This is a genomic window from Bradyrhizobium genosp. SA-3 (assembly GCF_004212635.1).
GTDB lineage: Bacteria > Pseudomonadota > Alphaproteobacteria > Rhizobiales > Xanthobacteraceae > Bradyrhizobium.
Window position 1 is genome coordinate 16,189 of record NZ_PSRT01000089.1, and the last position, 18,117, is coordinate 34,305.

20 protein-coding genes, 1 tRNA gene and 2 pseudogenes are annotated in these 18,117 nt (G+C 64.5%); 13 read left to right on the forward strand and 10 right to left on the reverse strand.

Annotated elements, in window-relative coordinates; translation table 11 throughout:
- The first annotated feature begins 1 nt into the window (after position 1).
- From CWO91_RS27515 to CWO91_RS27525, 3 genes are all read left to right on the forward strand, one after another.
- On the forward strand, positions 2 to 817 hold the full coding sequence (locus CWO91_RS27515; protein WP_130218002.1) for an NUDIX hydrolase: 816 nt from the start codon (positions 2 to 4) through the stop codon (positions 815 to 817).
- Between the two features lie 80 nt (positions 818 to 897).
- Complete coding sequence (locus CWO91_RS27520; RefSeq protein WP_130218004.1) at positions 898 to 1,812, forward strand: DMT family transporter; 915 nt, start codon at positions 898 to 900, stop codon at positions 1,810 to 1,812.
- A 124-nt stretch (positions 1,813 to 1,936) separates the two neighbouring features.
- Positions 1,937 to 4,624, forward strand: a complete 2,688-nt coding sequence (locus tag CWO91_RS27525; protein ID WP_130218006.1) for a PAS domain S-box protein — start codon at positions 1,937 to 1,939, stop codon at positions 4,622 to 4,624.
- A 41-nt stretch (positions 4,625 to 4,665) separates the two neighbouring features.
- Here the strand turns inward: CWO91_RS27525 and CWO91_RS27530 are convergent, their stop codons facing one another.
- From CWO91_RS27530 to CWO91_RS27540, 3 genes are all read right to left on the reverse strand, one after another.
- Positions 4,666 to 5,283 carry a DMT family transporter gene (locus tag CWO91_RS27530; RefSeq protein WP_349643592.1) on the reverse strand — a complete coding sequence of 206 codons (618 nt, stop codon included), beginning with the start codon at positions 5,281 to 5,283 and terminating at the stop codon, positions 4,666 to 4,668.
- A complete protein-coding gene (locus CWO91_RS27535) occupies positions 5,186 to 5,884 on the reverse strand; it encodes an AraC family transcriptional regulator (RefSeq protein WP_130218008.1) in 699 nt (232 codons plus the stop codon). The genes CWO91_RS27530 and CWO91_RS27535 overlap by 98 nt, the downstream gene beginning before the upstream one ends.
- An 88-nt stretch (positions 5,885 to 5,972) precedes the next feature.
- On the reverse strand, positions 5,973 to 6,326 hold the full coding sequence (locus tag CWO91_RS27540; RefSeq protein WP_165405743.1) for a GrlR family regulatory protein: 354 nt from the start codon (positions 6,324 to 6,326) through the stop codon (positions 5,973 to 5,975).
- 242 nt (positions 6,327 to 6,568) lie between these two features.
- Between CWO91_RS27540 and CWO91_RS27545 the strand changes: the two genes are divergently transcribed.
- Positions 6,569 to 7,066: a hypothetical protein gene (locus CWO91_RS27545; RefSeq protein ID WP_130218010.1), complete on the forward strand. Its 498-nt coding sequence runs from the start codon at positions 6,569 to 6,571 to the stop codon at positions 7,064 to 7,066.
- A 56-nt stretch (positions 7,067 to 7,122) separates the two neighbouring features.
- Here the strand turns inward: CWO91_RS27545 and CWO91_RS27550 are convergent, their stop codons facing one another.
- Entirely contained in the window at positions 7,123 to 7,506 is a 384-nt protein-coding gene (locus CWO91_RS27550) for a VOC family protein (protein WP_130218012.1), read from the reverse strand.
- Between the two features lie 330 nt (positions 7,507 to 7,836).
- Here CWO91_RS27550 and CWO91_RS27555 point away from each other — a divergent pair, with 330 nt between their 5' ends.
- The 3 genes from CWO91_RS27555 to CWO91_RS27565 all read left to right on the forward strand — a co-directional run bounded on the left by CWO91_RS27555 (position 7,837) and on the right by CWO91_RS27565 (position 9,162).
- On the forward strand, positions 7,837 to 8,262 hold the full coding sequence (locus CWO91_RS27555; RefSeq protein WP_245471376.1) for a hypothetical protein: 426 nt from the start codon (positions 7,837 to 7,839) through the stop codon (positions 8,260 to 8,262).
- 163 nt (positions 8,263 to 8,425) lie between these two features.
- Positions 8,426 to 8,935, forward strand: a complete 510-nt coding sequence (locus CWO91_RS27560) for a hypothetical protein (protein WP_130218016.1) — start codon at positions 8,426 to 8,428, stop codon at positions 8,933 to 8,935.
- 150 nt (positions 8,936 to 9,085) lie between these two features.
- A tRNA-Arg gene (locus CWO91_RS27565) sits at positions 9,086 to 9,162 on the forward strand.
- Between the two features lie 71 nt (positions 9,163 to 9,233).
- Here CWO91_RS27565 and CWO91_RS27570 read toward each other — a convergent pair.
- On the reverse strand, positions 9,234 to 10,199 hold the full coding sequence (locus CWO91_RS27570) for an AraC family transcriptional regulator (RefSeq protein WP_165405741.1): 966 nt from the start codon (positions 10,197 to 10,199) through the stop codon (positions 9,234 to 9,236).
- A 459-nt stretch (positions 10,200 to 10,658) separates the two neighbouring features.
- Positions 10,659 to 10,931, reverse strand: a complete 273-nt coding sequence (locus CWO91_RS27580) for a hypothetical protein (protein WP_130218018.1) — start codon at positions 10,929 to 10,931, stop codon at positions 10,659 to 10,661.
- A 309-nt stretch (positions 10,932 to 11,240) separates the two neighbouring features.
- Here CWO91_RS27580 and CWO91_RS27585 point away from each other — a divergent pair, with 309 nt between their 5' ends.
- Positions 11,241 to 11,702, forward strand: coding sequence for a host attachment protein (locus tag CWO91_RS27585; RefSeq protein WP_130218020.1), 462 nt, complete (start codon positions 11,241 to 11,243; stop codon positions 11,700 to 11,702).
- A 30-nt stretch (positions 11,703 to 11,732) separates the two neighbouring features.
- Here CWO91_RS27585 and CWO91_RS27590 read toward each other — a convergent pair whose 3' ends face one another.
- Entirely contained in the window at positions 11,733 to 11,996 is a 264-nt protein-coding gene (locus CWO91_RS27590; RefSeq protein ID WP_128933188.1) for a hypothetical protein, read from the reverse strand.
- Between the two features lie 284 nt (positions 11,997 to 12,280).
- Here CWO91_RS27590 and CWO91_RS27595 point away from each other — a divergent pair, with 284 nt between their 5' ends.
- From CWO91_RS27595 to CWO91_RS44510, 3 genes and pseudogenes are all read left to right on the forward strand, one after another.
- Complete coding sequence (locus CWO91_RS27595) at positions 12,281 to 12,727, forward strand: hypothetical protein (protein WP_130218022.1); 447 nt, start codon at positions 12,281 to 12,283, stop codon at positions 12,725 to 12,727.
- A 99-nt stretch (positions 12,728 to 12,826) separates the two neighbouring features.
- The gene (locus CWO91_RS27600) at positions 12,827 to 13,699 is read left to right on the forward strand and encodes a DMT family transporter (protein ID WP_130218024.1); all 873 of its coding nucleotides are present in this window, start codon (positions 12,827 to 12,829) and stop codon (positions 13,697 to 13,699) included.
- A gap of 38 nt (positions 13,700 to 13,737) precedes the next feature.
- Positions 13,738 to 14,042 (forward strand): annotated as a pseudogene (locus CWO91_RS44510) (hypothetical protein); the annotation flags it as partial.
- Between the two features lie 61 nt (positions 14,043 to 14,103).
- Here CWO91_RS44510 and CWO91_RS27610 read toward each other — a convergent pair.
- Positions 14,104 to 14,397: a histone gene (locus tag CWO91_RS27610; protein WP_165405742.1), complete on the reverse strand. Its 294-nt coding sequence runs from the start codon at positions 14,395 to 14,397 to the stop codon at positions 14,104 to 14,106.
- Between the two features lie 66 nt (positions 14,398 to 14,463).
- Positions 14,464 to 14,632: pseudogene (locus CWO91_RS44515) on the reverse strand (FAD-binding domain-containing protein); the annotation flags it as partial.
- A 212-nt stretch (positions 14,633 to 14,844) separates the two neighbouring features.
- Between CWO91_RS44515 and CWO91_RS27620 the strand changes: the two are divergent.
- A complete protein-coding gene (locus CWO91_RS27620; protein ID WP_130218028.1) occupies positions 14,845 to 16,575 on the forward strand; it encodes a methyl-accepting chemotaxis protein in 1,731 nt (576 codons plus the stop codon).
- A gap of 96 nt (positions 16,576 to 16,671) precedes the next feature.
- Here CWO91_RS27620 and CWO91_RS27625 read toward each other — a convergent pair whose 3' ends face one another.
- Positions 16,672 to 17,331 carry a peroxiredoxin gene (locus tag CWO91_RS27625; protein WP_130218030.1) on the reverse strand — a complete coding sequence of 220 codons (660 nt, stop codon included), beginning with the start codon at positions 17,329 to 17,331 and terminating at the stop codon, positions 16,672 to 16,674.
- Positions 17,332 to 17,713: 382 nt separating this feature from the next.
- Between CWO91_RS27625 and CWO91_RS27630 the strand changes: the two genes are divergently transcribed.
- A partial coding sequence (locus tag CWO91_RS27630; RefSeq protein WP_130218032.1) for a hypothetical protein occupies positions 17,714 to 18,117 on the forward strand: 404 nt, incomplete at its 3' end.

Consider the following 18,117-nt stretch of genomic DNA (forward strand, 5'->3'; position numbering starts at 1 on the left):
CATGGCTGAAGCTGCCGCATCACGCCCTGCCTCGACCATTCTCCTGCTGCGCGACGGCATGGGTGTCGACGGCAAGGCCCGCGACGAGATCGAAGTCTTCATGATGGTCCGCCATCATCAGATCGAGTTCAACTCGGGCGCGCTGGTGTTTCCCGGCGGCAGCGTCGATGCCGGCGACAAGGAGATCGTCGCCCGCTCCAACCTTTACTCGGGCGGCGAGGGCCTCAGCGAAGCGGACCGCGGTTTTCGGATCGCCGCGATCCGCGAGACTTTTGAGGAGAGCGGCATCCTGCTGGCGCGATCGAAGGATTCGGGCGCGCCGGTCGACGCCAAGCGTGCCGGCGAGATCGCGGACGCGCATCGCGTCGCGCTCAACGAGCACAAGGTCAGCTTCATGAGCATTTTGGCCGATAACGGCCTCCAGCTCGCGCTCGACACGCTCGTACCCTATGCGCACTGGATCACGCCGGAGGGCATGCCGAAGCGCTTCGACACCTGGTTCTTCCTCGCCGCCGCACCGCCGGACCAGCTCGGCGCCCATGATGGTCGCGAGTCCACGGATTCGATCTGGGTCTCGCCGCGCGAGGCGGTGGAGGGCGGCGAGAGCGGCCGCTTCAAGCTGCCATTCCCGACCACGCGCAATCTGATCCGGCTTGCCAAGCAGGGCAGCGTGAGTGCCGCACTGGAGCACGCCCGCGGGATGTCGATCGTCACGGTCATGCCTGTGATGACCAAGACCGAAACCGGCCGCCAGCTCCGCATTCCCCGCGAGGCCGGCTACGACGGCGAGGTGTTCGAGGTCGGGGCGGTCGGCTAGGATAGTTCGACACCAAGCGAAGTATCGGCGGCTGCGGACGCGCTAGGTTCCGTTCATTGCGAATGGACGGGACGCAACGCATGGACAACCGGCAGGGTACCAACATCGCCGCCGAGCTGGCGCTGCTGGTCGTGCTCGCAGCGCTCTGGGGCGGCTCCTACACCTTTATCAAGCTCGGCGTCGCCACCATCCCGCCGATCACGCTGATTGCGGCGCGCACCGCGATTGCAGGCCTCCTGCTGCTGGCCGTCATGTGGTTGCGGGGCATCAGGATGCCGACGGATGCCGCGACCTGGCAGCGCTTCGCGTTCCAGGCCGTGCTCAACAGCGTCATTCCCTGGACGCTGATTGCCTGGGGCGAGCGCCATGTCGATGCCGCGCTCGCGATCATCCTCAACTCGGCCGGGCCAATCTTCACCTTCGTGCTCACGGCGGCCGTCACCCGCCACGAGGCGACGACACCGCGCAAGCTGTTCGGCGTAGTCGCCGGCATGGCCGGCATCTTGCTGATCGTCGGCGTCGATGCCTTCCATGACATCGGCAGCGGCCTGCTGGCGGAGGCGGCGATCGTGGCCGCAACGATCTGCTATGCCTGCGCCGCGATCTTCGGCCGCAGTTTTAAGGGGCTCGATCCCATGGCGCCCGCCGCCGGCTCGCTGCTGGCGGGCGCGGCGGTGCTGATCCCGGCCTCGCTCGTCATCGAGCAACCCTGGACGCTGTCGCCCTCGCTGGCGTCCATATTGGCACTGCTGGCGCTCGCGGTGTTCTCGACCGCAGCAGCGTTTGCGATCTATTTCCGCCTGATCCAGACATTGGGCTCGGTCGGGACCACCGCGCAGGCCTATCTGCGCGTCCCCATCGGGGTTGCCATCAGCGTCGCCTTCCTCGGTGAGACCTTGAGCCGGACCGCCTGGATCGGGCTGGCCTGCGTCGTCCTCGGCGTTGCCGCCATGACGATCCCGGCCCGGCGGCGGACAAGCGTCAAAAGCTCTTAGTTCGAAACGGAGGAGGGGCGGCAGGCCCCCGATATTAAGGATATTCGGCGGCCAGAGGCATGTTCCCCCGGGGGCGCAATACGTCGTATATTGGACCTCCAACAGCCCGGTCCCCCAAACACCAATGTCCGCCGAATTGACGCCGACCCCTGAGAAAAAGCGAACGTTCTCGCTCTCCATCGGCCAGCTCACCTTCGGCAGCTTCCTGTTGGTGCTGGCGGTGATCATCGTCACATCGACCGCGAGCGTAATCGCGATCCGGCATATCGACACCACCTTCGCCGAGCTGCAACGGCTCCAGAGCGTTGGCGATCTCGCCGAGGACATCGACCGCCGCATGAACGAATTGCGCCTCGCCGCGCGCGACTTCGTCACCGATCCCGGCGCCGGCATCCAGTTCCAGCAGGTGGGCGAGGCGGCCTCCGCCTTAAGTGACATCCTGAAGAAGACCCGCATCGAGCTCGCGCCCGAGCAGCAGGACATGATCGACGGGGTCACCGAGCGGCTGGCGACCTACCGAACCGGGTTGGAGCGGATCTCGACCCTGATCGACCGCCGCGCCCAATTGCTTGCCGGCCTGCCGCCGCTGCGCGACCGGTTCGACGCGGCCGTCGCCGGCACTGCGGACCGCGAGCTGGCCTCCCGCCTGTCCGAGGCGCAGAGCCGCATCGCGCTCGGACTGCTGGCGCGCAACCCGTCCGCGGCCGAGCAGGCCGCGGAGGGAATGCGGGCGATGGACATCGCCGATGGCAAGCTGAGGTCGGCCGTCAACGATTACGCCGAGGCGATTATGGCGGTCGCCGTCCGCGAGCGGCAGATCGCCGACATCGACCGCGAGGTGCTGGGCACCGAGGGCCGGCTGATCGGCCGCGTCACCGAATTGCTGCGCGAGGTCAGCGCCCGGCGCGGCCACGTGCTGTCGCGTGATTTTGCCCGCACGCTGACCGAGGCGCGCTGGCAGAGCATCGTGCTCGGCACGGTCGGCGTGCTGATCGGCATCGGCGCCGCGCTGTTCGTGGTGCGCAGGACCGTCCGTCCGCTCGCCCAGATCGCGCGCTCCATTCGCGCGCTTGCGGCGGGCCAGAAAGACACGTCGATCCCGTCCGCCGACGTCGACAACGAGATCGGTGACATCGCACGGGCGGCCGAGGTGTTCCGCCGCGCGCTCGAGGAGGCCGACACCGCGCGCGAAGCGGCGGTGCGCGCGCTCACCGAGCAGCGCCTCGCCGAGGAGAGCTATCGCAAACTGTTCGAAGGCTCGGTCGATGGCATCTACGTGACGACACCGGCCGGCGATCTCCTCAACGCCAATCCGGCGCTGGCGCGGATGATGGGCTATGACAGCCCGCAGCACCTTATCGACAGCATCAATGACATCGCCCACACGATCTACGTCCACCCCGAGGCGCGTGCCGAATATCAGCGGCTGATGGCGCGCGACGGCATGGTGCGCGAGTTCGAATATCAGGTGCGCCAGCGCAGCGGCAATATCCTGTGGCTCTCCGACAGCGCCACCGGCGTGCGGGACGAGCAGGGCAACATCGTCCGCTACGAGGGCACGCTGCGCGATATCACCGACCAGAAGCGGGCGGAAGACGCCATCGCCGAAGGCCGGCGCCTGCTCCAGCAAGTCATCGACACCGTGCCCGCGGTGATCAATGTCAAGGACCGCGACCTGCGCTACGTACTGATGAACCGCTACATGGCCGGCATCTTCGGCATCGAGCCGGGCGACGCGCTCGGCCGCACCACCGCCGACCTGATGTCACGCTACGGCGCGGCCAAGTCCGACGAGAGCGACAAGCGCGTGCTCAAGCTCCGCAAGGGACTCGGCTTCTACGAGGAGGAGTACAAGGACGCCTCCGGCAACATGCGGCAATGGCTGGTCAACAAGCTGCCGCTGCTCGACGCCGAAGGCGAGATCGAGCGCATCGTCACCGTCGCGCTCGACATCGGCGAGCGCAAGCGCGGCGAGCAGGAGATGCGGAAAGCCAAGGAAGCCGCCGAGACCGCGCTGCGCAATCTGCGCGAGACCCAGGCCTCGCTGATCGAGGCGGAGAAGCTCGCCGCGCTCGGGCGCCTGGTCGCTGGCGTCGCGCACGAGGTCAACAACCCGGTCGGTATCAGCCTCACGGTCGCTTCCGCGCTGGAGCGCAAGACCGCGATGTTCACGGCCGAGGTCGAGCGCGGCGAGCTCCGCCGCTCCACGCTCAACGACTTCCTCAACACCAGCCGGGACGCCTCCTCGCAGCTGGTCTCCAACCTCAACCGCGCCGCCGAGCTGATCCAGTCCTTCAAGCAGGTCGCGGCCGACCGCAACTATTCGGACCAGCGCAGCTTCGACCTCGGCGACCTCACCGAGCAGGTGGTGCTGAGCCTGCGACCCGGCCTGCGCAAGCACAATCTGACGCTCAACGTCGAGTGTCAGCCGGACCTCACCATGAACAGCTATCCCGGCCCGTACGGCCAGGTGCTGACCAACCTTTTTCTCAATTCGGTGGCGCATGCGTTCCCGGACGGCCGGCCGGGGACCATCGACATCCAGGTGCGCGAGTCCGGCAAGGACAATGTCGAAATCATCTTCTCCGACAATGGCTGCGGCATGTCGCTCGACGTCCGCCGCCGCGCCTTCGATCCGTTCTTCACGACGCGGCGCGACCAGGGCGGCACCGGCCTCGGCCTGCACATCGTCTACAGCATCGTCACCAACCGGCTCGGCGGCCGGCTCGATCTCGATTCCGAGCCGGGCGGCGGCACGCGCGTCCAGATGATCCTGCCGCGCATAGCGCCGCTCGAACAGGCGGCGGAATGACAACGTCCTGGCTTCATTAGCGCGCAGCGCTTCGGCGATCGTTACCCGCGAACGAGAGCCGCGCCCAGGATGAGACACCCGGCGCCCAAAATGCGTGTCAACGTGATCGGATGATGCGGCAGGCTGAACATGCCGATGTGGTCGAACGCCAACGAACCGAGCAACTGACCCACGACGATCAACGTCAACACCGTCGCCACGCCGAGGCGCGGCACCATGAGGATGCTGGTCGCGATGAAGATCGCGCCGAAAATTCCCCCGGTCCATGCGATCAAAGGAGCTCGTCCGGCCAGGGCGGCAGCGGGTATCGGCTCGCGCACGGCGACCAGAACCAGCAGCAACGCGATTGTCCCGCCAAGATCACTCACGAACGCCGCCCACCTCGCGGATTGCATGGCGTTGCCAAGACTGGCGTTCAGCACTGCTGAAACGCGAGGCTCAGGCCTGCGGACAGGACCACGAAAGGTGCCAGGAGGTTCATGCGCGGCTCGCAGTGGCATGGAGAGGTGGGGCCAGCTTAGCGCCCGGGGCCAATTCACGTCTGGAACGAAATCGACCGTCTCAATCCGCGAACGCTGAACGGTAGGCGGCAGGCGTTGCGCCGTAAGCGCGTCGAAACAGGCGACCCAGGTGGCTCTGGTCGGAGAACGAGCCGGCATAAGCCACGTCAGCGACAGTGTCGCCGCGCTTCAAACGCGAGCGTGCCGATGCCAGTCGCAGCGCAAGACGATAGGCGGCGGGGGTCATTCCAACCTCGCGCTTGAACAGCCGAATGAAGCCATCTGTCGATCGACCCTGCCGTGCCGCGATCGTGCGGATGGCGAGATCGTCGCACGAAACCATCTCCGTCAGCGCGGCACATCGGGCCGGCCGCGTGAGACGTCTCGGGCACGGATCGTGCGAGCCGATCGCGTCGAGCATCTCGTCCGGCAAGGTTGCCCGCGAGTTGCGGATGCAGAGGGGCCCCGAGATCCCTCTCACCGCCGCATGATCGCTCGGTAGATAGAGATGGCTGACGATCGAGCCGGCGCCGCCGTGCGAGGCGTGCGGTACGCCTGCAGGGATGACGACGATATCGCCCGCGATGGCGCGGAACTCTCCGACCGTGGTCGCGTACATGCGCCATCCTTCGCTGACGGCGGCAACCTGGACATCCGGATGTACGTGACAGGCGAGCGCGACCGCCTGTGCCGCCGCGAGTTGGCCGAGCTCGATCGCCCCGTCACGTGCCCATGGGCGATATGTCCACGATCCAGGCATCCTCACTGCATACGATCTATTGCTCAGGATGTCAGGAGGCTGCTGCGGACGAATTTGGACCGCGCGTCGTGACTCATGGCGGCACGCCCTAATCGACGTCGGCGAGCCTGTGCAGCGTCGCGCCGAAGATCTGGCTGGCCTTGCCGACCAGCGCCGTGCCGGTCATTTCCCCGCGCGTCTCCGTGAAGGTGCCGCTGACGCCGATGCCGACCGGGGCGGGGCCGCCGAACAGCGGATTGTCGTCGCCGCGCGGCGAGGTGTGGCGCTGCACCAGGACCTCGCCTTTGAAGGTGTTGTTGTCCTTCACCGTGTAGCTGCCGGTGTAATAGAGGTAGGCATCGCCGCCAAGAATCTTGCCGTCGCGGAAAAGGATGACGCCACTGCCCTTGCCGACTCGACCGTCGAGCAGGGTCACGTGAATCGAATAGAGGCCGTTCTTCATAACGTCCCGCAGGTCGGCCGCCATCGCCCAATGGCGTAACCGGTAGAGCATTTATGCCAAAGCGCGTCCGCCGGCGCAACGCGTCACTTTTGCCGGGTGGCGGGAGCCTGCCGTCGCGAGCCGTAGTTGTCCCGGCTTGTGCGTGACGCCGTCGTGACGGTCTGATGATTGCGAATCGGAGTTGGCCCGCGAAATGCATAACCATTGTCGCACTGGCCGCGGAGTGCTGGAGCAAGACGAACGTGAGCAACTGGATCGATTCCAGCGGCGATGAGCCGCGTCTGTACAGTGCGCGTCCCACGAATCGCAAATGCGAACGACGGCGGATCGGCAGCGCGACACGCTGGCGAGGCGTGACAAGACTGGCGTGCGCCTTGGGCCTGATTGCACTCGCGGCCCCCTTCGGGCACGCGCGTGACCGTGGCCAGTTCGTCAACACCAATGCGGATTTGAAGGCCTGGTTCGACGGCTTGCGTAGCGGCAAGGGGCCTTGCTGCTCCGACGCCGACGGCTCGGCGCTCTCGGACTCCGACTGGGACAGCAAGGACGGGCACTATCGTGTCCGCGTCCCGCGCTATGGCTCCGCCATCGACGGCCAGCCGCAGGAACTCGTCTGGGTGGACGTGCCCGAGGAAGCCGTGATCTCGGAGCCGAACCGGGTCGGACGGACCATGGTCTGGCCGATCTACGGCTACATGGGCGTCACCATCCGCTGCTTTATGCCCGGCAGCATGACGTAGGCCCACCGGGCAGCGCTTCGCCCGGAAGGCCGATGCCTGATGCCGCTCGCGTCGCGTCAGGTATACTTCTTGTCGCGCTCGAGCAACTCGATGGAGATGCCTTCGGGGCCACGAATGAAACAGATGCGTACGCCGGGCCTGATCGTCGTCGGCTCGCGCGTAAAGGTGACGCCCTTGGCCTTGATCTCGGCAGCGACGGCGTCGATGTCTTTTACCGTCAGACCAAAATGATCGAGGCCCTGATGCGGATGCGGGGGCGGCGGGCCGACGGCGGCGTCGCCCTCGAGCGGCGCGATGAAGATTTTGGCGCCGCCAAGGTTCACGTCGATCCGTCCGGGCGCGTGCACGATCTCGCCACCGAGGATGTCCCGCAGCCAGGCTGCCGTAGCCTCCGGATCGGGGCTGCGCAGATGGACGTGATCCCAAGTGACGACTGGCATTTCATTTTCTCCCAACGCGGTCTTTCGATGTTGCGCCGCATGTTTAACGGCCCCAGCCGGTGATCGCCACCGTCTTTGCCGATTCGCAATGGCGCGGGAACCTTAGTTCGTGTTCCCGATTAAGGGAAACAGTGGCCTAGTCCGTCGTAGGACGTGCTTCAGCCGCTGTCGGTGATGAAAACCATGAACGTTAGGCTTGACCGGTTCGGGTTGAGGCGTTGCGCCGGGATTGGCGAGCGATTGGCGCGGGCCGTGACGGTTGCGAGCGTCTCGTTTGGCCGAAGCCTGCTATGGCTGCTGGCAGCGATCATTGTCGGTTGCGGAATTTGGATGCTGCTGCCTCTCTCCAAAGGCAATAGCGCGCAACCGGTGACGACCGGCCTGGCAGCCGTCGAGACGGCTCCTTCAGGCGATGCGGCAGCCGCGGGCTCGCCGGCTTCCGAAGCTCAGGCGCCGGCAATGGCAGAACTCGGTCGTCTCAGGATTTCATCGCAGACCTGGCGCCGCGGCGGCCTCGGCTCGAAGGCGCTGGTGACGTTCACGCTGCGAAACGACAATGACTATGCCGTAAAGGACGTCGAGATCGTCTGCGCGTTCGCGCGGCGTGACGGCAGTCATCTCACCGATCGCAGTCGTGTGCTGGTGGAGCCTGTCAGCATGAAGAGCCGCAAGACCTATGCGCATATTCCCGTCGGCTTCGTCAATGTGAATGCCGACCAGGCGAAGTGTTCGCTGGTTGCAGCACGCCGCGCCTAAAGGCGGCATTTTTCCGGATAGCGGAAAAGTTACCATCCGCAGGTCTTGGCCAAAATACTTGGCGTTGCCATTTGAACCGAACGGGCTGGGCCAGGAACCAACTAGAGAATCGCCTGTTAAGGCGAAGAGCCCACGCGGGGATGCGGGGGGCGGAGCGCGGCCAATGCCCATCTTTCGGTATTTCATCTTTGTCGGTGGAGCTTTGCTCACACTGTTGTTTGCGGCGGATTTCCTGCTGCCGGCAGCACCCGTGGCGCAAGCTGTTGCGACCGCGAGCAACGACCAGCCGCTGATCCGAATCCGGTCCGATCGCCATTTGCCTGAACGTGTCGTGCTCGACACCAGCCAGCCGACGATCGCCGCGCCTGCGATGAAGACCGCCGCCGTCGTTGCGCCTCAGCCGCCAGTGCAGGCTGGCATGTCGCCCGCATTAGCCGAGATGTCGGCCAAGGTGCGGGTCCGCGAGACGTTCGCCCAGTTCACGCCGGGCCCGAAGGCAGATACCGCCGCCGCAGCCCGGAAGACCGAAGCGCAGGTTCAGGCTGCCGCGGCTTCTCCGGCCCAGGCTCAGCCCAAGCGCAAGGTCGTCAGGACGCATCGGGCGCCGCAACAGGGACGGCCGATGATGGTGGCCCAGCAGCCGCATTTCGGCCTCTTCAACACGACCTGGTGAGAGCACCTTCGACTCGTCTCGAACGAGGCGGGTGGGGCTTTTTATTGGTCGGCCTCTCTGCTAATTCGAACCCATCCGAACGCCGTCCGCTGTGCGGGCTCGCCAGCAGCGGTCAGGCGCGTCTCGGTTGCGGCCCAATGCTGGGCCAGGGCGCTCGTAGCTCAGCTGGATAGAGCATCGGATTTCGATTCCGAGGGTCGGAGGTTCGAATCCTTCCGAGCGCGCCACGCCTGCCCTGCGTTCTAGATCTGTTCTGTATCAGCACTGATGCCGGTCCCCGTCGCAAGGGCCTGCGGCGTCAGCCTATCGGCGCTCGGATTTGCCGGCCACGGGCCAGCGTGTCCGAGGGCGCCTCGTGGAAGGTCGCGCGGTAAGCTGCGGCGAACTCACCGAGATGATGGAAACCCTGGGCGCGCGCGCATGTGGCGACGGTGGCGCCGCCGCCTTTGAGCAGGCGGGCGCGGGTCGCCCACAGTCTTTTGAGGCGAATGTACTGGTGCAGGCTCATGCCGCGCACCTTGCTGACCGCCCCGCCGAGCGTCCGGATCGAGACGCCAAACTCGCCGGCGAGATCGGCCGTATAGATCGGAGCGGTGGGATGGGCTGCGACATATTCGTCGATCCGCTGCACGAGCTTGATCGAGCGTTCACCTTGGACCGAGGCGCTCTGATCCGAGAGCGGGTCGATCCGAAATAGATCATCGAGCGCGAGCAGCAGGCCTTCCTGGAGATGGGCGGCGACCTCGGTGGTCTCGAACAGGAGCGGCTGCACTGATGCGGTTCGCAGAATGTCGAGCAGGAGCTGCCGTGCGTGGAGCAGGGCCGGCCGGTTCGCGACATGGGCCCGCAAATCGTCGGCACGATCGAACCAGCCCCGGTCTCGCAGGGTAGGCGAGAGGATGATCATCGCGTGATGATTGGTCTGGGGTTCGACGTAGTGACATTCATCGTTGCCGCGCAGTGCAACGAAGAAGCGGGCGTCGAGATCCACACCCCTGAAATTGGCCTGAAGGTCGTCGGTCATCGCCAGGATTACCATCCCGCCCGGCATCCGATAGGCGGTGTCGAGGATGCGCGCGAACGATCTCATCACGACGATGCGGCATGCCGGCAGGGAGACGACGGCGCGGGCCGCCGCGAAGTTCGCAACGTCGAGCGGAATGCTCCTCGCGTCCTCCATCGACTCGATCGGCCGAAACGCATCGACGTCGGCAAAGCCGATCAGCTGGAGCGCGGAGGACGGGACGAGGGCGTCGAACAACATGCGTCTGGGCGGTGCTGCAATGTGACAATCAAATGGATGTCGGTGTATCGCCATCAATGGCGAAACATCATGCTTCAGTAAATCGGATTTCGTGCCGTAGTATTGCGGACCTCATGCCATGAGGCACGGCAGATCAACGTCACCGTCAACCTTCTCTGCTTATCGGTTGGCCGGAGGCGAGGTCGATGAAATGCAGGCGCGTGCACGCGGGACAGGCAAAGGACGCAAAGCTCCGACCCTCCTGTCTTTGCCCCTTCTCCAAATGCGTCTGCACATTCATGCCCGTCTGGGGACATCGGAAAACGATCAAATCGGCCATCCCCGTACAATGACGGAGTGACGGATTTCATCTTTGATCTAGATCAGTTTTGGAATTGCTCCAGGCCGGCCGCGCAGGTGGTCAGGGCAAGCGGTCCACGGTCTCGCAAAAGCGAAGGGGCCCCGAGGGCCCCTTCGATATTACCAGCGGCGATACCCGTAGCCATAATAGCGTGGGCCGTAGTAGCGCGGCGCATAATACCGGGGGCCGTAGTACGGCCGCGGTCCGTAATACCCATAATAGTTCGGACGCCACCAGCAGCGTCCCCAGGCGTTGCAGACCATGCGGACCTGCTCGACGTCGGAGACCGCTGGCGTTGCAGGTGCGGGCGCGATGGGCATGGCGGACGCCGCCGGCGATACCGCGAGGGCACCGAACAGGGATGCGGCGACGAGGCCAATCTTGAACTTCATAATGTCTTCCTCCGCTGACGCGACGCAGGATATCGATGATGTTCTGATCAAATTGTGGCGGAACCGAAATGTAATGCTGATGAACAAATCTTCAGCGAGCCCGCCGCAGGCGTGACCTTGACGACGCCAGATTATTCCAGGTTCGAGCGCCGGACCAATGTTGTGCTTGCGCCAGCAGGTGCCCGCACGACATGCCGCCATCCTTGATCCTGCGCAATTCGCCGGCGCGGCTTCGTCCCTAGTCTTGCCGCACGGCCAGCCTTTCGAGCAATTCGAAGGGCAGGCCCACGGGTTGCTTGGAGCTGTGCAATGGACAAGATGAGACTGGACAAGGGTGACTGGCTGGTCGTGTGCGACGGGCGCAAGGCGCTCATCCTGGAAAATCTCGGCGATGAGATGTTTCCGAACCTTCACACCAGGGAAGTGCATGAGCAGCCCAACCCCTCGACCGGCGCGCAAGGGACCGATGCGCCGGGTCGATTGCATGGGGCGGCCGGCGGGGCGCGCAGCTCCGTCGAACAAACCGATTGGCACGATGAGGCCGAGCGCGCCTTCCTGCGGAGCTTGGCCGGCCGTCTCGATGCCGCCGTCAGTGCGGGAGAGACCTCGGCCCTGACCATGGTGGCCTCACCGCGTGCGCTGGGCATGATCCGCGCCGATTATTCCGATGTCGTGCGCAAGGCGCTTCAGGGCGAGGTCGGCAAGGACCTCGTCAAGCTGCCGGTCTACGAGATCGAGAAGCAATTGCTGCAGTCGGGCGCCGCTAGATAGGGGCGCCCGCGGGGAAGGACGCGCGGCGCCTCAGTAGCAGGGGTGCCGGCGGCCGTCCTGGCCGATATAGGCGGCCGCGCCCCGGTAGCAGTGGTTGGTCGACGGGCCGTCGTAATAGGCGAAGGTGCCGGGGGTGATGCCGGGTCCGTAATTGTGCAGATAGCTGATCGGGTAGGGCAGCGGGTTGGCGTAGGAGCGGTGGTACCGGTGATGTCCCCGCGCCTCCGCGAGGCCCGGGGCTAGGATTGCAGCCGACAGGGCAGCAACTGCGGCTACAAGCTTCAATTTGCTCATCTCGATTCTCCGGAACCCACGAGTAGGTCGGCCATTTATAGCAATTCCGGGTGGCCAGGACATCGGTCCGGAGGCGTGGAATCAGGCCCAAACCGACGGATTTCCGGGTGGGTGTGACAGAATTGCCGGACATGCGGTCGAAAGCTGCCCATTTTTGGCCTTTTCGGGATGCTTAACGAATTCCCCACACAAGTATGACCAAAGACTATTCGATTAAGAATCCTGCCGCCGGCCTTTGGGGCGCTCCTTCCAGGCCGGTCCATTCCTGAAGCCGTCACGCCGCCATGCGCATCACGCTTCTGAGCCTGCTGTTGCTCTGCCTCGCCGCCGCTACGCCGGCGCGCGCGGAGCTGCACATCACCCGCGACCACGGCGGCTATGTCGAGGAGTACAAGGCCAAGTACAAGCGCGTGCGCGAGAAGGGTGAGCGCGTCATCATCGACGGCATCTGCAATTCGGCCTGCACACTGGTGCTCGGCATCGTGCCGATGAACAAGATCTGCGTGACGCCGCGCGCCAGCCTCGGCTTCCACCAGGCCTACTACGATAAGGCCTTCACCTTCGGCATCAAGGTCACCAGCGCGGAGGGCACCTCTGACCTCATGTCCTACTATCCCGACAAGGTGAAGGACTGGATCCGCCGCAATGGCGGGCTCACCACCGACATGAAGAAGATCAAGAACGGGGTCGAGCTCTGGAGAATCATCGATCCCTGTCCGGAAGAATGGTGAGCGGCTGAGCCGCGGCTCCCGCTGCCCGTCGCAGCGCAGCATCGCTCGTCCGGAAATTCGTATTGCCGCATAGGGTCCCATCGGGCAATGAGGGCGGCAATGAACCATCATCCGGAAGCCCTGACTGCCCGCGCGGCGCCGATCCTGTTCGTCCTGCTCTGGAGCACCGGATTCATCGGCACGAAATATGTCGTCAACAATGCCGATCCCTTGACCTATCTCGCCATCCGCATGGCGATTGTGGTCGGCCTGATGGCGATCATCGCGGCGATTGCGCGGCCGAAATGGCCTGATGGCACCGGCATTGCGCACAGCGCGGTCGCCGGCATTCTGGTCCACGGTTTCTATCTCGGCGGCACCGCGATCGCGATCGCGCATTCGATTCCGGCCGGCCTTTCCGCGCTCATTCCGGGCCTGCAGCCGATCCTGACCTCGACCATCGCCAATCGCTGGCTCGGCGAGAAGGTGACGCCGCTGCAATGGGCCGGTCTCGTGCTCGGCCTCGGCGGCGTCGTGCTGATCCTGCACAACCGTCCGATGAGCGGCGAAGCCGGACTCGGCTGGCTCGCCTCGGTGGTCTCGCTCGTCAGCATCACGCTCGGCACGCTTTACCAGCGCCGCTACTGCAATCACATCGACTGGCGCGCCGGCAATCTCGTGCAATACGTGTCCGTCACGATTTTCTTCGCGATCGGAGCCTTCCTGTTCGAAGACCGCGTGGTGCACTGGACGCGGGAATTCGTGCTTGCGCTGGCCTGGCTGGCCGTGGCGCTCTCGATCGGATCGATCGGGCTGTTGTACTGGCTGATCCGCCACGCCGCGGCAACCTCGGTCGCGAGCCTGTTCTACCTGGTACCGGCCGTGACGGCGCTGATGGCCTATCTGCTGTTCGGAGAAAAGCTGGACGCAATTGCCATCGCCGGCATGGCGCTCTGCGCCACAGCGGTCTTTGTGGTCAATCGACGCTCTTAGCGGTTTCCAGCTCGTACAGCCCTGACGTGTGTTGACCGGAGGACTCGTTGCTCGTCAACGGCTTTCCGATGTCGAACTTCGCCTATCCGTCCTGGTTCGAGCCATTCGAGCATCCCCGCGGCACCAAGTTCGACCATATGGGGTCGCTCGAGGCGCCGTTCTCGATGACCGAGGGCGGCTACGTGATCAAGAAGGTCAACGGCAAACGGGTGATCAAGCAGTTCGGCTCACCGGAAAACGGCGGCGCTTCAACGCCGAGGACCGGAAGGGCCATCGCAGCGAATACCGCGATCCCAAGGGCAAGCACCATCCGGGCCGGCGCGCAGCCAAACGGCGAGGGTAGGCTGTCGCCGGAGCGGTCTCCGGGTGCGCCTGCGCCCGGAGACCTGCTCTGCGCGTTGCGATCAGCGCTTGGCCTTCTTGGCCTTCTTCTTCGCCTTGGAGGCTTTCTTGGCGGCCTTCTTCGCAGACGTCTTGGTGGCCTTTTTCGCGGCTTTCTTGGACGATTTCTTTGCAGCTTTCTTCGCAGCCTTCTTGGCCTTCTTCTTGGCAGTCTTCTTCGGCGCTACTTTCTTCGCGACCTTCTTGGCGGCTTTCTTCACCTGCTTGACGGCGGTGACTGCGGCGTCCTTGGTCACTTCCACGGCGGTGGTGATCGTGCCCATCGCCTGCTCTGTGATCGGCTTCTCGTCGTCCATGTCGTCCCCCATTGTTTGAACGAAGCGATGACGATAGCGGGTTTCAAAATTGTGTCAAAGCAACGCTCAACCTTTGCGGATCTTTGCGCAGGCGGCGAGCGCGCGCTCGCGTCCCCTGGCGTGATCGACAATCGGCTGCGGGTACGATGCCCGCGCTCGCAAGCTCGATCGGCGTTGCCTGCCACGGCGGGTGGATCAGCTTCGCCGGTCGGTCCTTCAGCTCCGGCATCCAGCGCTCGGCTTCGATGGCGTCGCTTGCGAACTTCGGCGCAGGACGCAGCTCCTTCTATGCGGGCAGGGGGCGCCAGGCGCCGGCGCGGGCCGCTGGTCAGGGGTGTCCTCGTTTACGATTTGGAAAGCATGGCGCGGGCCGCGGTGCGAACGGTCGTTAATGGGGCCGTAAGCCGATTGCACGAATATGCAAGAATTACGGGGGTCATTCCATCCATGTCCAACCTTCTCTCGGCGAAGTTCCTGCCGCAGTTCAAGCTCGGCACCAAGGCCGTCCTGTGCGCGGTACTGTTGATCGCCATGAATACAGCGCTCGTGGTCGGCGCCGGCTATTGGTCGCTGACGTCCGCCTTCAATGATCGCGCGCTCCGCGACATCGAGGTCAATCTGCGCACGCTGGCGCTGGCCTTTGCCGAGACCGTTCCAGACGTCAAGATCACGGTCCGGGATGGCGCTGTCCAGCGCGCCGAGATTCCCAAGATGCCCGACCTCAGGGATCACGCCATCGTCGATCGCGCGGTGTCCTATGTCGGCGGCAATGCGACCCTGTTCGTGTTCGACGAGGCGAGCGGACAGTTCGTGCGACGCTCGACCAACGTGAAGAAAGAGAATGGTGACCGCGCCGTCGGCACCCAGCTTGCCCCCGATCATCCGGGGCAGGCGCCGCTGCGTCGTGGCGAGGCCTATAAGGGACCGGCCACGCTGTTCGGCAAGACATTCATGACCGCCTATTTCCCGATTCTGGACGCGACCGGCAAGGTCGCCGGCATTCTCTATGTCGGCATCCCGATGGCCCAGTTCGAGAGCATGCTGTCCCAGGCGATCGAGAGCATGGCCGCCGCCGCGGGTCTCGCCGCGCTCCTGGTCCTGATCCTCACCTTGGTGATCGTCCGACGGGTCACGAAACCGCTCACCTCGGTCACGCGTTCGCTCACGGCGCTTGCCAATGGCCAGAGCGACGTTGCGATCGACTGCGAGGACCGCGCCGACGAGATCGGCGAGATCGCCCGCACGGTCGCGGTGTTCAAGAGCAATTCGCTGGAGCGAGCGCGCCTGCGCAGCGAGCAGGCGGCGGCCACAGCTGCGGCTGCCGAGCAGCGCAAATCCGACCTGCGCAACTTCGTCGAGGAGTTCCGCGGCAGTGTCGGCGGTATTCTCGACAAGGTGCTGACATCGTCGGGCGAGTTCGAGCGCGTGGCGCGGCAGCTCACCGATGGGGCGCGCTCCACCGCCGATCTGTCGGCGCGGTCCGCCGGAGCCTCCGAAAATGCCTCCGAGCACGTGCGTTCGGCTGCGTCGGCCTCCGACGAGCTGTCCCAATCGATCTCCGAGATCACCCGCCGGGTTCAGGAATCCAACGAGATCTCCGCCGAGGCGGTGCGGCAGGCCGAGGCCACCGACCAGCGTATCGCGCAGCTCTCCGAGGCGGGCTCGCGCATCGGCGACGTCGTCAAGCTGATCACCTCCATCGCCGAGCAGACCAACCTGCTTGCGCTGAACGCCACCATCGAGGCCGCGCGCGCCGGCGATGCCGGCCGCGGCTTCGCTGTCGTGGCTCAGGAGGTCAAGACGCTCGCCGGCCAGACCGCCAAGGCGACCGAGGAGATCTCGAACCAGATCGCCAGCATGCAGCTTGCGACGGAGGAGTCGGTTGCCGCCGTCAAGGGGATCGGTCAGACCATCGAGCGCATCAGCAGCATCGCGGGCTCGATTTCGGCTGCGGTCGAGCAGCAGCGGAGCGCCACGCACAACATCGCGGCCAGCGTTCGCGCTGCGGCCACTGGCACCGCCGATGTCGCGGTCAATGTCCGTCACGCCGCCAAGGGTGCGAGCGAGACAGGCGAGACCTCGGGCCGGATGTTCGCCTCCGCCCAGGCGCTGTCGGGCGAGAGCCTGCATCTCAAGGCCGAGGTCGACGGCTTCCTCGACCGCGTCCACGCGGCGTGATCCAACGCAGTCATTCCGGGGCGGTCCAAAGGACCGAGCCCGGAATCTCGAGATCCCGGGTCTGGTCGTTCGGACCATCCCGGGATGACAGTTGGGTTATTTCGGCTGCGGCACGATGCGGATGTAGGGCTTCGGCTCCTTCCAGCCCTGCGGGTAGATCGTCTTGGCCTCGTCGTTGGAGACCGAACCCGCGATGATGACGTCCTCGCCCTGGGTCCAGTCGGCCGGCGTCGCGACGCGATGCTTGGCGGTGAGCTGGAGCGAGTCGATGGCGCGGAGGATCTCCTGGAAGTTTCGCCCCGTGGTCATCGGGTAGACCAGCACCAGCTTGATCTTCTTGTCCGGCCCGATGACGAAGACGTTGCGGACGGTCTGATTGTCGGCCGGCGTGCGGGTGAGGGGATCGCCCGAGGTCGAGGCCGGCAGCATCTCGTAGAGCTTGGAGACGTTGAAATCGGTGTCGCCGATCATCGGGTAGTTCGGTGCGGCACCTTGCGTCTCCTTGATGTCCTCCGACCATTTGGAATGGCGGTCGACCGGATCGACCGAGAGGCCCATCAGCTTGACGCCGCGCTTGTCGAATTCCGGCTTCAACTTGGCGAGAGCGCCGAGCTCGGTCGTACAAACCGGCGTGAAGTCCTTGGGGTGCGAGAACAGTAGCGCCCAGCTGTTGCCGATCCAATCGTGGAACTTGATCTTCCCTTCGGTGGTCTCAGCTTCGAAGTCGGGTGCGGTGGCGCCGATCGGAAGTGTCATGGTTCTACCTCATCTCATTGAATTTACTTGATAATTCATCTTTTGCCGTCGTCGTCAGTATAGAATGCCGGAGAGGCCAAGTGAACCGGCTCAAGTAAAATGTGAATTCCTTCTTTGAAGAGCCGATTTCCTAGCACCTTTCTGTTACAGCGGCGCCTGCGGCGAGACATCTCCATCCGGGGTCACATGGTCGCGATTGCCCCGATAATGCCTTTTATGAATTTCATCACGCTCGCCCGGCGCTTCCTAGAACCAGAATGGTCCTAACAGCGACCAATTGGCAACCATCTAGAAAAGTCGCGATCCCCGTATCGAATCGTTAACCACCCCTTTACGTCGGCATGAAAATGCTGGCCGATCAGAAGAAATCTGGAAGTGAACTATGTCTGCCGCTGCGCCTAAGCCTACCGAGTCGTCGTCCCTCGAACCGTCCTGCCGCGATACCGCGGCCCATGCGCTGAGCATCGTGCGCGACGGCGTGATCACGGGGGAAGGCCCGACCACCAAGGGAAGGGTGCATTTCTCCCGTTCGCTCGATGCCGATGACACCGCCTGGTGCGTACGCATCCTGACCGCCACCGCCGTCAACGACCAGCCGGTGAGCCGCACCGAAGCCGAAGTGCTGTTCGAGATCAACGAGGCCGCGACCGAGCGCACCGACGGTGGCCGGTTCGACGATCTGCTCGCCAAGGCGGTTGCCCATTATGCCGCGAGCGCCTCGGGCCTGAAGGTGCCGCCGCGCAGCGTCGCGCTGTCGGCCGACACCGAGATCGAGAGCTGGGCGCC

What these genes read in the sequence shown, in the direction of transcription:
- CWO91_RS27540 (WP_165405743.1), bottom strand. Translation starts at nt 6,326, where the DNA reads ATGAAGAACGGCCTCTATTCGATTCACGTGACCCTGCTCGACGGTCGA.
- CWO91_RS27560 (WP_130218016.1), top strand. Translation starts at nt 8,426, where the DNA reads ATGCCCATCTTTCGGTATTTCATCTTTGTCGGTGGAGCTTTGCTCACA.
- CWO91_RS27555 (WP_245471376.1), top strand. Translation starts at nt 7,837, where the DNA reads ATGCTGCTGCCTCTCTCCAAAGGCAATAGCGCGCAACCGGTGACGACC.
- CWO91_RS27595 (WP_130218022.1), top strand. Translation starts at nt 12,281, where the DNA reads ATGCGCATCACGCTTCTGAGCCTGCTGTTGCTCTGCCTCGCCGCCGCT.
- CWO91_RS27535 (WP_130218008.1), bottom strand. Translation starts at nt 5,884, where the DNA reads ATGCCTGGATCGTGGACATATCGCCCATGGGCACGTGACGGGGCGATC.
- CWO91_RS27515 (WP_130218002.1), top strand. Translation starts at nt 2, where the DNA reads ATGGCTGAAGCTGCCGCATCACGCCCTGCCTCGACCATTCTCCTGCTG.
- CWO91_RS27590 (WP_128933188.1), bottom strand. Translation starts at nt 11,996, where the DNA reads ATGAGCAAATTGAAGCTTGTAGCCGCAGTTGCTGCCCTGTCGGCTGCA.
- CWO91_RS27580 (WP_130218018.1), bottom strand. Translation starts at nt 10,931, where the DNA reads ATGAAGTTCAAGATTGGCCTCGTCGCCGCATCCCTGTTCGGTGCCCTC.
- CWO91_RS27600 (WP_130218024.1), top strand. Translation starts at nt 12,827, where the DNA reads ATGAACCATCATCCGGAAGCCCTGACTGCCCGCGCGGCGCCGATCCTG.
- CWO91_RS27570 (WP_165405741.1), bottom strand. Translation starts at nt 10,199, where the DNA reads ATGTTGTTCGACGCCCTCGTCCCGTCCTCCGCGCTCCAGCTGATCGGC.
- CWO91_RS27625 (WP_130218030.1), bottom strand. Translation starts at nt 17,331, where the DNA reads ATGACACTTCCGATCGGCGCCACCGCACCCGACTTCGAAGCTGAGACC.
- CWO91_RS27520 (WP_130218004.1), top strand. Translation starts at nt 898, where the DNA reads ATGGACAACCGGCAGGGTACCAACATCGCCGCCGAGCTGGCGCTGCTG.
- CWO91_RS27610 (WP_165405742.1), bottom strand. Translation starts at nt 14,397, where the DNA reads ATGGACGACGAGAAGCCGATCACAGAGCAGGCGATGGGCACGATCACC.
- CWO91_RS27550 (WP_130218012.1), bottom strand. Translation starts at nt 7,506, where the DNA reads ATGCCAGTCGTCACTTGGGATCACGTCCATCTGCGCAGCCCCGATCCG.
- CWO91_RS27620 (WP_130218028.1), top strand. Translation starts at nt 14,845, where the DNA reads ATGTCCAACCTTCTCTCGGCGAAGTTCCTGCCGCAGTTCAAGCTCGGC.
- CWO91_RS27585 (WP_130218020.1), top strand. Translation starts at nt 11,241, where the DNA reads ATGGACAAGATGAGACTGGACAAGGGTGACTGGCTGGTCGTGTGCGAC.
- CWO91_RS27530 (WP_349643592.1), bottom strand. Translation starts at nt 5,283, where the DNA reads ATGCCGGCTCGTTCTCCGACCAGAGCCACCTGGGTCGCCTGTTTCGAC.
- CWO91_RS27525 (WP_130218006.1), top strand. Translation starts at nt 1,937, where the DNA reads ATGTCCGCCGAATTGACGCCGACCCCTGAGAAAAAGCGAACGTTCTCG.